Source organism: Stenotrophomonas sp. 62841_Sma (assembly GCF_056482945.1).
On the sequence record NZ_CM151224.1, the window covers coordinates 3,953,738 to 3,966,134 of the forward strand.

Genomic DNA, 12,397 nt, shown 5'->3' on the forward strand with positions numbered 1-12,397 from the left:
GTTGCCTTTGCTTTTGATCTTCTTCTTTCTCTTCCTGCGGTGGCAGCCACAGGAAACTGTCCGTGGCCGGGCGGGTGGATTGGCTGGGGGCGTGAGCCGCATGGATGCGGCGACCGAGCTTACATGGACGTACTTGCAGCGGCCCCCAGACAATCCACCCGCCCGGCCAAACCCAGCTTTACGGAATCCACCGCAGAGGGGGCTCCGCCCGGTGGCCGGGAAACCTCAATACCCCGCCGCCTGCCCATCCTTTCGACTCTCAGACGCACCGTAGTAAACGCCGGATTCCGGATCACGCATGATCGCCTGATACCCACCATACGGACCGTCGGCGAACACGATGCGATGCCCCTTGCGCATCAACGCACGCACCGTTTCATACGGGAAGCCGGTTTCCAGATTCACTTCACCACCGTCGGTCATCGCCGTGGCCTGCCCGGTCGGTTCAGTCGAGCCTTCGTGCTGGATGCGCGGTGCATCACCGGCCTCCTGCAGGTTCATGCCGAAGTCCACCAGATTCATCACGATCTGCGCGTGGCCCTGCGGCTGCATCGCGCCGCCCATCACGCCGAAGCTGGCATACGGCTTGCCGCCCTTGGTGATGAACGCCGGGATGATCGTCTGGAACGGGCGCTTGCCCGGTGCGTAGCCGTTGGGATGGTTCTTCTGCAGCACGAACATCTCGCCACGGTCCTGCAGGATGAAGCCCAGCCCCGGCGGCGCCATACCGCTGCCCATGCCGCGGTAGTTGGACTGGATCAGCGACACCATCATGCCGTCGGCGTCGGCCACGGTCATGTAGATGGTGTCGCCTTCTTCCAGCTGCTTCGGCGTGCCCGGCTGCACTTCCTTCAGCGCCTTGTCCATGGAAATCAGCGCGCGGCGCTGTGCGGCGTAGTCCTTGGAAATCAGCTTCTGCACCGGCGCCGGCTGGAACGCCATGTCGGCATAGAAGCGCGCGCGATCGGCGAAGGCCAGCTTCTTCGCTTCAACGAACAGGTGCACATGCTCCGGTGAACCGAAGGGAATCTTCGAGAAGTCGTAGCCTTCCAGCACGTTGAGGATCTGCAGCGCGGCGATGCCCTGGCTGTTCGGCGGCAGCTCCCACACGTCGTAGCCACGGTAGTTGCTGCTGACCGGTTCGACCCACTCACCGTGGTGGTCGGCCATGTCCTGGTAGCTCAGGAAGCCGCCGTTGGCCTTGAAGTAGTCGCCGATGGTGCGGGCGATATCGCCCTTGTAGAAGGCATCACGACCGCCGTCGGCGATTTTCTGCAGCGTGCTGGCCAGATTCGGGTTCTTCCACATCTCACCCTTGCGCGGGGCGTGGCCGTTGATCGTGAACTGTTCCTTGAACCCCGGATACTGCGACAGCTTGGGCACCGAGCGGTCCCAGTAGTAGGCGATCACCTCAGCCACCGGGTGACCCTCGCGGGCGTAACGGATGGCCGGTGCCAGGTTGTCCGCCATCGGCTTGCGGCCGAAGCGGTCGTGCAGTGCGAACCAGCCGTCGACAGCGCCCGGTACCGACACCGGCAGTGGACCGGTGGCCGGGATGTCCTTCAGGCCACGGCGCTGGAACTCGGCCAGGGTGAGCGACTTCGGCGAGCGGCCCGAGCCGTTGTAGCCGTAGAGCTTCTGCGTCTTCGGGTCCCACACGATGGCGAACAGGTCGCCGCCGATGCCGTTGCCGGTGGGCTCCATCAGGCCGAGCGCGGCGTTGGCGGCAATCGCCGCGTCCACCGCCGAGCCACCGCCCTTCATCACGTCCAGCGCGATCTGGGTGGCCAGCGGCTGCGAGGTGGCGGCCATCGCATGCGGGGCGATCACCTCCGAACGGGTGGCAAAGGTGTGGCCGGTGATGCGGTCGGCGGCAGAAGACAGTGCGGGCACAGCGGCCAGCAGAGCAGCGGCCAGCAGGGAACGGGCAAGGCGTCGGGACACGGTCGGGTTCCGATGGAAGGGTGGTCCCTCGATCTTCGCCGCTGCGGCCTGCATGCGGTATCGGGCAGAGGTCATGGACGTTGATCCTGGGGTGGGTGCGGAAGGTCCGCCCCCACCAAGGCGAAAATCCGCCGGATTCCGCGCAAAAGCCGGCCTGAAAGGAGTGAATTCGGGTTCACCGAAACACTTTCAGCGGCAACCATCCTTGTGCCGCAAGCGATTGCGCTGGATGCAGCGGAAACCGAAAAAAAATCCGTCACGAGGGTTGACATCGCCGAAACGGTTGTGTTCCTCTCGATCACATGTTGCATCACAACACGCCACCGCGAACCCACATCGAAGCCGCCGACACCGGCGCCGCCTCGCTGCGTTCGATTCTTGTGCTCGTACTTATTACCCAACCAACAGGTGCGGGACGAGCCAGCGTGTAAGCAACAAACACACCGGAACTCTTCAAAAACCCGCACCCGCCCCGGTGCGGGTTTTTTCATTTCAGAACCTGGTTTCAGACGCAACCACCATGCACAACGCCGATCGCACAACCCGGACCTGCACCACCGCGACGCCTCGTGGTGGCTGTGCCTGTGCAACGCGCGGCGCCTCCTCCACCGCTTTCCCCTGACCGGCCGGCACGTCACCTCGACGACCGGCCGTTCTTTTTTCTTCCCACCGCAAGGAACCTCCCCCATGAGCACCAACGACCTGCCCCAGACCAAGATCGCCGTCATCGGCTACGGCAGCCAGGGCCGCGCCCACGCGCTGAACCTGCGTGAATCCGGCTTCGATGTGGTGGTAGGCCTGCGTCCGGGTGGCCCGACCGAAGCCAAGGCGCAGGCCGATGGCTTCACCGTGATCGCGCCCGCTGAAGCGGTGAAAGACGCCGACCTGGTCGCCGTGCTGACCCCGGACATGGTGCAGAAGAAGCTCTACAACGACGTGCTGGCGCCGAACATGAAGCAGGGCGCCTGCCTGCTGTTCGCGCATGGCCTGAACGTGCACTACGGCATGATCGAGCCGCGCGCCGACCTGGACGTGGTGCTGGTTGCGCCGAAGGGCCCGGGTGCGCTGGTGCGTCGTGAGTATGAGATCGGGCGCGGCGTACCGTGCATCTGGGCGGTCTACCAGGATGTCAGCGGCAAGGCTGCGCAGCACGCGCAGGCCTATGCGGCCGGCCTCGGCGGCGCTCGCGCCAACCTGATCCAGACCACCTTCAAGGAAGAGACCGAGACCGATCTGTTCGGCGAGCAGGCGGTGCTGTGCGGCGGTGCCTCGGCACTGGTGCAGGCCGGTTTCGAAACCCTGGTCGAAGCCGGTTACCAGCCGGAGATCGCCTATTACGAAGTGCTGCACGAACTGAAGCTGATCGTGGACCTGTTCTACGAAGGCGGCATCTCGCGCATGCTGGAGTTCATCTCCGAGACCGCGCAGTACGGCGACTACGTCAGCGGCCCGCGGGTGATCGACGCCGGCACCAAGGCGCGCATGAAGGAAGTGCTGAAGGACATCCAGGACGGCACCTTCACCAAGAACTGGGTGGCCGAGTACGAAGCGGGCCTGCCGAACTACAACAGGTTCAAGCAGGCCGACCTGGAGCACCCGATCGAGAAGGTAGGCAAGGAACTGCGCGCCAAGATGGTCTGGTTGCAAGGACAGGCCGCGTAACCGCGCGGCCCTCCCCCACCCGCTTTGCAAGGTTCCCCCATGAACTCTTCGACACATCGCAGCGCGCCGCCCAACGGCGCGCGCTGGCTGACCCAGGCGCTGGAGGCCGAAGGCGTCCGCACGCTGTTCGGCTATCCCGGTGGCACCATCATGCCGTTCTACGACGCGCTGGTGGATTCGTCGCTGAAGCACATCCTGGTACGCCATGAGCAGGGCGCGGCGCTGGCCGCCAACGGTTTCGCCCGCGCCAGCAACCAGGTGGGTGTCTGCGTGGCCACCTCTGGCCCGGGCGCCTCCAACCTGGTCACCGGCATTGCCGATGCGATGCTGGATTCGGTACCGATGGTCTGCATCACCGGTCAGGTCGGCACGCCGCTGCTGGGCACCGACGCCTTCCAGGAACTGGATGTGTTCGGCCTGACGATGCCGATCGTCAAGCACAGCTGGCTGGTGCGCAGCGTCGATGACCTGCCGCGCGTGGTCGCCGATGCATTCCGCATCGCCCGCGAAGGCCGGCCCGGCCCGGTGCTGATCGACCTGCCCAAGGACGTGCAGCTGGCCGATGCCAGTCATCTGCCAGCGCACGTGCCGAGCAGCATCGAGCCGCCGCCTGCGCCGGCCGAAGCGGCCATCGCCGAGGCCATCGCCGCACTGGCAGCCGCCGAAAAGCCGGTGGTCTACGCCGGTGGTGGCATCGCGCTGGGCGACGCGGTGCAGGACCTGCGCGACTTCGTCGAGGCCAGTGCCATCCCCACGGTGATGACCCTGCGTGGGCTGGGCGCGCTGCCGGCCAACCATCCGCAGTCGCTGGGCATGCTGGGCATGCACGGCACCCGCGCGGCCAACATGGCGGTGCAGGAAAGCGACCTGCTGCTGGTGCTGGGTGCACGCTTCGACGACCGTGCCACCGGCAAGCTGGCCGAGTTCGCACCGTTCGCCCGTGTCGTCCACATCGATGCCGACGCCTACGAGATCTCCAAGCTGCGCAGCGCCGATGTCGCCGTGCCCGGCAATGTCGGCCATGCCATCCGCGCCCTGCGTGCGGCCTTCCCCTCCCCCAAGGCCCACCAGGACGCATGGCGCAAGCGTTGCGCGCAGCATCGCGATCGTTTCGCCGCACGCTACGACGCGCCGGGCCAGCACATCTACGCACCGGCCATGCTGAAGCGCCTGAGCGAACTGGCACCGGCCGATGCGGTGATCGCCTGCGATGTCGGCCAGCACCAGATGTGGGTGGCGCAGCACTGCCGCTTCAACCACCCGCGCAACCACCTGACCAGTGGCGCGCTGGGCACCATGGGCTTCGGCCTGCCGGCCGCGATGGGTGCGCAGTTCGCCTGCCCCGATCGCACCGTGGTGCTGGTCTCCGGCGACGGCAGCTTCATGATGAACGTGCAGGAGCTGGCGACCATCGCGCGTTGCCGCCTGCCGGTGAAGATCGTGCTGCTGGACAACAGTTCGCTGGGCATGGTGCGGCAGTGGCAGGAGCTGTTCTTCGCCGAGCGTTACAGCGAGATCGACCTGTCCGACAACCCGGACTTCGTGGCGCTGGCGCAGGTGTTCGGCATCGCCGCGACCCGCATCGACGCACGTGATGACGTCGAAGGCGGGCTGGCCGCGCTGCTGGCCGAACCGGGACCGGCACTGCTGCACGTGGCCATCGATGCGCGCGCCAACGTGTGGCCGCTGGTGCCGCCGAACACCGCCAACAGCACGATGCTGGAAAGCAATCCCGCCCACGCCCGCCAGGAGACCCCCAATGCAATACCGGCTTGACCTGGTGCTGCACCCGGCCGAAGGCGCGCTGCTGCGCGTGATCGGCATGGCCGAACGCCGTGGCTTCGCGCCGCGCGCGATCAGCGGTGCGCCAGTGGCCGCCGACGATGGCCGCTGGCACCTGCAGCTGGTGGTGGATGGCCAGCGCCCGGCGGAAACGCTGTGCCGGCAGATCGAGAAGATCTACGACTGCGTGTCCGTGCAGGTCACCGCCGTGGAAGGAGCATCCGTATGAACACCCGTACCGTAGCGACCACGGTGCCGGTACGGAGGCGTCTTCTTCGCCGCCCGTGCCCGCATGCGGCGGTCGCCTGCACCCCGCTGGTGGCCCATGCCGGCCGCTGATGCCAGCCAGGAAAGCGATGTCGGCGACGTAAGCGTCGCCGACGTACTGGCGGCGCAGGCCCGACTGCGCCGCTTCCTGCCGCCCACCCCGCTGCACCATGCCGAGCGCTTCGGCACCTGGCTGAAGCTGGAGAACCTGCAGCGCACCGGCTCCTACAAGGTGCGCGGCGCGTTGAACGCGCTGCTGGCCGGCCGCGAGCGCGGCGATACCCGGCCGGTGATCTGCGCCTCGGCCGGCAACCATGCCCAGGGCGTGGCGTGGGCGGCTTACCGCCTGGACGTGCCGGCCATCACCGTGATGCCGCACGGCGCACCGGCCACCAAGATCGCCGGCGTCGCCCACTGGGGCGCGACCGTGCGCCAGCACGGCAACAGCTATGACGAGGCCTACGCCTTCGCGGTCGAACTGGCACAACGCCACGGCTACCGCTTCCTGTCCGCGTTCGACGATGCCGATGTGATCGCCGGCCAGGGCACGGTCGGCATCGAGCTGGCCGCACACGCGCCGGACGTGGTGATCGTGCCGATCGGCGGCGGCGGGCTGGCCTCCGGCGTTGCGTTGGCACTGAAATCGCAGGGCGTCCGCGTCGTTGGCGCGCAGGTGGAGGGTGTCGATTCGATGGCCCGCGCGATCCACGGTGACGTGCGCGAGATCGCCCCCGTTGCTTCGCTGGCCGACGGCGTGCGGGTGAAGATTCCCGGCTTCCTGACCCGCCGCCTGTGCACCTCGCTGCTGGACGACGTGGTGATCGTGCGCGAAGCCGAACTGCGCGAAACCCTGGTCCGCCTGGCACTGGAAGAACACATCATCGCCGAGGGCGCCGGTGCGCTGGCGCTGGCCGCCGGCCGCCGCGTCGCCGGCCGCCGCAAGTGCGCGGTGGTCTCCGGCGGCAACATCGATGCCGGCGTCCTCGCCGGCCTGCTCACCGACATCCGCCCGCGCCCGCCACGCAAACCACGGCGACGGCGCAGCGAAACACCGCGCTCGCCCGCCAAGGCCAGCGCCATCGCTTCCCCCACCTCTTCCCCTTCCCCCCTGCAAGCCGTCGCACCCGCTGTCGAGGAGATTTCCCTGTGACCACCATCGAACGAATTACCACCCCGCGCATCCGCATCTTCGACACCACCCTGCGTGACGGCGAGCAGTCCCCCGGCTGCAGCATGAGCCCGCCGCAGAAGCTGGTGATGGCGCGTGCGCTGGACGAACTGGGCGTGGACATCATCGAGACCGGCTTCCCTGCCAGCTCGCAGTCCGACCGTGAGGCGATGGCACTGATCGGCCGCGAACTGCGCCGCCCGAGCCTGACCCTGGCGGTGCTGTCGCGCTGCCTGCAGGCCGACATCGAAACCTCGGCACGTGCGCTGGAGGCCGCTGCCAACCCGCGCCTGCACGTGTTCCTGTCGACCAGCCCGCTGCACCGCGAGCACAAGCTGCGGATGACCCGCGAGCAGGTACTGGAGTCGGTACGCAAGCACGTCTCGCTGGCCCGCTCCTACATCGACGATGTCGAATTCTCGGCCGAGGATGCCACCCGCACCGAGCTGGACTACCTGATCGAAGTCGCGCGCGTGGCCATCGCTGCCGGCGCCACCACCATCAACCTGCCCGACACCGTCGGCTTCACCACGCCGGAAGAGATCCGCGCGATGTTCCAGCAGGTCATCGCCGGCGTCGCCGACGTGCCGAATGCCGCCAATGTGATCTTCAGCGCGCACTGCCACAACGACCTGGGTCTGGCCGTAGCCAACTCGCTGGCCGCCATCGAAGGCGGTGCACGCCAGGTCGAGTGCACCATCAACGGCATCGGCGAGCGCGCCGGCAACTGTTCGCTGGAAGAGATCGCGATGGTGCTGAAGGTGCGCCAGGCCTTCTACGAACAGGACAGCTCGATCAACACCCCGCGCATCGTCGGCACCTCGCAGCTGCTGCAGCGCCTGGTCGGCATGCCGGTACAGCGCAACAAGGCCATCGTCGGTGCCAATGCCTTCGCCCACGAATCGGGCATCCACCAGCACGGCATGCTGCGCCACCGCGGCACCTACGAAATCATGCGTCCGGAAGACGTGGGCTGGGAGGATTCGCAGATGGTGCTGGGCCGCCACAGTGGCCGCGCCGCCGTCGAAGCGCGCCTGCGTGCGCTGGGCTTCTGGCTGGACGAAGACGAACTGAAGCTGGTGTTCGAGCAGTTCAAGGGCCTGTGCGAACAGCAGCGCGTAGTCACCGATGCCGACCTGCAGACGCTGATGCAGGGCGGCTCCAACGCGCAGGGCTATCGCCTGGCGTCGATGACCATCAGCGACGTCGGCAGCCGCGCCAATGCGCTGGTGGAACTGTCCGACCCGGACGGCAACCGCGTGGCCGAGACCGCGCAGGGCGATGGCCCGGTCGATGCGCTGTTCGGCGCGCTGTCGGCCGCTACCGGCGTGCAGCTGATGCTGGACAGCTACCACGTGCACAGCGTCGGCATCGGCGCCGATGCGCGCGGCGAAGCCAATCTGAGCGTGCGCCACGAGGGCGTGGAGTACGACGGCACCGGCACCAGCAAGGACATCATCGAAGCCTCCGCGCTGGCCTGGCTGGATGTGGCCAACCGCCTGCTGCGCCAGCGCCAGGCTGCCGCCCACAGCAACAGCGACGTTGCCACCCCCGCCACCGCCTGAGGACCCCGCCATGAGCGCCTTCGACACCCCCACCCCAACCAGCGCCGCTGGCCAGCAGTGGAACGCCCAGGATTATGCGATCGACGCCGGCTTCGTGCCGCTGCTCGGCGGTGCGGTATCGCGCCTGCTCGACCCGCGCGCCGGTGAACGCATCCTCGACCTGGGCTGTGGCGATGGCGTGCTCAGCACTGAGCTGGCGCTCAGCGGCGCGCACATCCACGGCGTGGATGCCTCGCCGGAGCTGGTGATCGCCGCGCGTGCGCGCGGCGTCGATGCGCAGGTGATGGATGGCCACGCGCTGTCGTTCGACAGTGAGTTCGATGCGGTATTCAGCAACGCAGCGCTGCATTGGATGAGCAACCCCGACCGGGTGATGGAAGGTGTACGCCGCGCACTGCGCCCGGGCGGCCGCTTCGTTGCCGAGTTCGGCGGCCATGGCAACGTGGCCACGATCATCGCGGCGGTGCAGGCTGCACGCGCGGCCCATGGCCACGGCGCCAGCGCATTCCAGTGGTACTTCCCCACTGCCGATGCCTACGCCGACCGCCTGCGCCAGCATGGCTTCCAGGTGCAGCTGATCGAGTGCACGCCGCGACCGACCGCACTGCCGACCGGCGTGGCCGGCTGGCTGCGGGTATTCGCCGCACCGCTGCTGGACGACCTGCCAGCCGAGGCACGCGCCACCGTGCGCGAGGCCGCCACCGCATTGCTGGCCGAGCTGCCGCGCAATGCCGCCGGCCAGCCGCTGGCCGACTACGTGCGGTTGCGGGTGCTCGCTCGCCGCCGCTGACATGACCTTTTCGCTATCTTTCCTGATGTCCGCACCTTCGTACTTCTGCCAGGCACACGCATGACTTCCGCACCCCGCACCCTGTACGACAAACTGTGGGACGCCCACGTGGTTGTCCCTGAATCCGACAGCGCGCCCGCCGTGCTGTACATCGACCTGCACCTGATCCACGAGGTGACCTCGCCGCAGGCGTTCACCGAACTGCGCGAGCGCGGCCTGTCGCCACGCCGCCCGGATCGCACCAAGGCGACGATGGACCACTCCACGCCGACCCTGCCGGCTGCCGCCGATGGCACGCTGCCCTACGCCAGCGCGGCGTCCGAGGCACAGGTCGCCACGCTGGCACGCAACTGCGCAGAGCACGGCATCGAGCTGTTCGACATGGCTTCGGACAACCGCGGCATCGTCCACGTGATCGCGCCCGAGCAGGGCTTCACCCAGCCCGGCATGACCATCGTCTGCGGCGACAGCCACACCTCCACCCATGGTGCGTTCGGTTCGCTGGCGTTCGGCATCGGTACCAGCGAGGTCGGCCACGTGCTGGCCACGCAATGCCTGCTGCAGCGCAAGGCGAAGACCTTCGCGATCACCGTTGATGGGCCGCTGGCACCCGGCGTTGGCGCCAAGGACGTGGTCCTGCACATCATCGGCGTGATCGGCGTCAACGGTGGCACCGGCCACGTGATCGAGTTCCGTGGCAGCACCATCGAAGCGATGGACATGGAACAGCGCATGACCCTGTGCAACATGTCGATCGAAGCGGGTGCGCGTGCCGGCATGGTGGCGCCGGACCAGGTCACCTTCGACTTCGTCGCCGCGACCCCGCGCGGACCCAAGGGCGCCGACTTCGACGCTGCCGTGGCGCGCTGGCAGCAGCTGTGCAGCGATGAGGGCGCGCGTTTCGACAGTGAAGTGCACATCGACGCTGCCGACATCCGCCCGACCCTCACCTGGGGCACCCATCCGGGCACCGCCATCGCGGTGGATGCGCCGATTCCGGCGGCCAACGATGCTGCCGCACAGAAAGGCCTGGACTACATGCATTTCCAGGCCGGCAAGGCGCTGGCCGGAACACCGGTGGACGTGGTGTTCGTCGGCTCGTGCACCAACGGCCGCCTGAGCGACATGCGCGAAGTGGCGCAGGTGCTGCGCGGTCGCCGCGTCGCCGAGCGGGTTCGCATGCTGGTGGTGCCGGGCTCGGAGATCGTCAAGCGCGAGGCCGAGGCCGAAGGCATCCATGAGATCGTGCGCGCGGCCGGTGCCGAATGGCGTGAGCCGGGCTGTTCGATGTGCATCGCCATGAACGGCGATCTGGTCGCGCCCGGCCAGCTGGCCGTGAGCACCAGCAACCGCAACTTCGAAGGCCGCCAGGGTCCCGGTTCACGCACGCTGCTGGCCTCGCCGATGAGCGCGGCGTGGGCCGCGGTGAACGGGCACGTTGCCGACACCCGCGAACTGTTCGCACAGGAGGTGGCGTGATGGCCGGCTTCCGTACCCTGACCTCGTCCAGCGTGGTGCTGGCGCAGACCAACATCGACACCGACCAGATCATTCCGGCGCGGTTCCTGTCCACCACCGAACGTGCCGGCCTCGGCCGCAACGCGTTCAATGACTGGCGCTGGCAGGCCGACGGTTCCCCGGTGGCCGACTTCGCCTTCAACCAGCCGCACAACGCCGGCCGCAGCATCCTGCTGGCGGGCCGCAACTTCGGCTGCGGTTCCTCGCGCGAGCATGCACCCTGGGCGCTGACCGACCTCGGCCTGCGTGCCATCGTCAGCAGCGAGATCGCCGACATCTTCCGCGGCAACTCGCTGAAGAACGGCCTGCTGCCGATCGTGCTGGACGAGGCCGATGTGCAGGCGCTGATGCAGCGCCCGGACGACGAGCTGACCATCGACGTGGCCGCGCGCGAACTGCGCACGCCAGATGGTCGCGTCTATTCCTTCCCGCTGGATGGCTTCTCGCAGACCTGCCTGCTGGAAGGTGTCGACCAGTTGGGGTATCTGTTGGGCCGTGTCCCTGAAATCGAACGCTACGAGAGTGAGCATGCACGCTGAAATTGTTGTCCTGCCCGGTGATGGCATCGGCCCGGAAGTGGCCGCCGCGGCAGTCGCCGTCCTGAAGGCCGTCGCCGAACGCTTCAACCACACCTTCACCTTCAGCGAGCACGACATCGGTGGCGTCGCCATCGATCGCCATGGCGAGCCACTGCCCGCCTCTACGTTGACCGCCTGCCAGGCCGCCAACGCCGTACTGCTGGGTGCGGTCGGCGGCCCGAAGTGGTCCGACCCGAATGCCAAGGTGCGCCCGGAGCAAGGTCTGCTGGCGATCCGCAAGGCGCTGGGCCTGTACGCCAACCTGCGCCCGGTGCGCACCCATGAAGCCGCGCTGCACGCCTCGCCGATCAAGGCCGAGCTGCTGCAGGGCGTGGACTTCGTGGTGGTGCGCGAGCTGACCGGTGGCATCTATTTCGGCGACAAGACCCGCGACGCCGACAGCGCCAGCGATCTGTGCCGCTACACCGTGGCCGAGATCGAGCGCGTGCTGCGCAGTGCGTTCCGTCTGGCGCAACAGCGTCGCGGCAAGGTCACCTCGGTGGACAAGGCCAATGTGCTGGAAACCTCGCGCCTGTGGCGTGACGTGGCCGCGCGCATCGGCCGCGAGGAGTTCCCGGACGTTGCGCTGGAGCACCAGCTGGTCGATTCGATGGCGATGCACCTGCTCGCCAAGCCGCGCGAGTACGACGTGATCGTCACCGAGAACATGTTCGGCGACATCCTCACCGACGAGGCGTCGATGCTGGCCGGCTCGCTGGGCCTGCTGCCGTCGGCCTCGCTGGGTGAGCCGGGCGCAGTCGGCATCTACGAGCCGATCCATGGTTCGGCGCCGGACATCGCCGGCAAGGGCATCGCCAACCCATACGCGACGATCTTCAGCGCCGCGATGCTGCTGCGCCATTCGCTGGGGCTGGAAGCGGAAGCCGCCGCGGTTGAAGCGGCGGTGCACGCCGTGCTGGATGATGGTGTGTTCACTGCCGACCTGGCGGCGAAGGGCCAGGCCGTCAGCACCGCTGCCGCCACCGACGCGGTGCTGGCCAAACTCAACTGATCCGATAGCGCCACGCCATGCGTGGCGCCCCTCCCTTTGGACATTGTGCGCAGCCACCCATGGGGTGGCTCTACTGTAGATCCACGCCATGCGTGGATGCGCCAGCCGTGC

The 12,397-nt window shown here is 67.6% G+C and carries 10 protein-coding genes; 9 read left to right on the top strand and 1 reads right to left on the bottom strand.

The window, feature by feature from the left end; translation table 11 throughout:
- Positions 1-225: 225 nt before the first annotated feature.
- Positions 226-2,019, bottom strand: a complete 1,794-nt coding sequence (gene ggt / locus ACZK5G_RS18500; protein WP_239669835.1) for a gamma-glutamyltransferase — start codon at positions 2,017-2,019, stop codon at positions 226-228.
- A 612-nt stretch (positions 2,020-2,631) separates the two neighbouring features.
- On the opposite strand from ggt, the gene ilvC reads away from it, so the two are divergent.
- From ilvC to leuB, 9 genes are all read left to right on the top strand, one after another.
- The gene (gene ilvC, locus ACZK5G_RS18505) at positions 2,632-3,606 is read left to right on the top strand and encodes a ketol-acid reductoisomerase (RefSeq protein WP_032130453.1); all 975 of its coding nucleotides are present in this window, start codon (positions 2,632-2,634) and stop codon (positions 3,604-3,606) included.
- A gap of 39 nt (positions 3,607-3,645) precedes the next feature.
- Positions 3,646-5,382, top strand: coding sequence for an acetolactate synthase 2 catalytic subunit (ilvG, locus tag ACZK5G_RS18510; RefSeq protein WP_478464345.1), 1,737 nt, complete (start codon positions 3,646-3,648; stop codon positions 5,380-5,382).
- Positions 5,366-5,617, top strand: coding sequence for an ACT domain-containing protein (locus ACZK5G_RS18515; protein ID WP_014038403.1), 252 nt, complete (start codon positions 5,366-5,368; stop codon positions 5,615-5,617). The genes ilvG and ACZK5G_RS18515 overlap by 17 nt, the downstream gene beginning before the upstream one ends.
- A gap of 96 nt (positions 5,618-5,713) precedes the next feature.
- The gene (locus ACZK5G_RS18520; RefSeq protein WP_478464346.1) at positions 5,714-6,805 is read left to right on the top strand and encodes a threonine dehydratase; all 1,092 of its coding nucleotides are present in this window, start codon (positions 5,714-5,716) and stop codon (positions 6,803-6,805) included.
- Entirely contained in the window at positions 6,802-8,388 is a 1,587-nt protein-coding gene (locus tag ACZK5G_RS18525) for a 2-isopropylmalate synthase (protein ID WP_478464348.1), read from the top strand. Before ACZK5G_RS18520 ends, ACZK5G_RS18525 begins: the two co-directional genes overlap by 4 nt.
- 10 nt (positions 8,389-8,398) lie before the next feature.
- Positions 8,399-9,178, top strand: a complete 780-nt coding sequence (locus ACZK5G_RS18530; protein ID WP_478464349.1) for a class I SAM-dependent methyltransferase — start codon at positions 8,399-8,401, stop codon at positions 9,176-9,178.
- A gap of 60 nt (positions 9,179-9,238) precedes the next feature.
- On the top strand, positions 9,239-10,657 hold the full coding sequence (gene leuC / locus ACZK5G_RS18535; RefSeq protein WP_478464351.1) for a 3-isopropylmalate dehydratase large subunit: 1,419 nt from the start codon (positions 9,239-9,241) through the stop codon (positions 10,655-10,657).
- A complete protein-coding gene (gene leuD / locus ACZK5G_RS18540; protein WP_006390726.1) occupies positions 10,657-11,235 on the top strand; it encodes a 3-isopropylmalate dehydratase small subunit in 579 nt (192 codons plus the stop codon). Before leuC ends, leuD begins: the two co-directional genes overlap by 1 nt.
- The gene (leuB, locus tag ACZK5G_RS18545; RefSeq protein WP_180838222.1) at positions 11,225-12,286 is read left to right on the top strand and encodes a 3-isopropylmalate dehydrogenase; all 1,062 of its coding nucleotides are present in this window, start codon (positions 11,225-11,227) and stop codon (positions 12,284-12,286) included. The genes leuD and leuB overlap by 11 nt, the downstream gene beginning before the upstream one ends.
- The last annotated feature ends 111 nt before the right edge of the window (positions 12,287-12,397 follow it).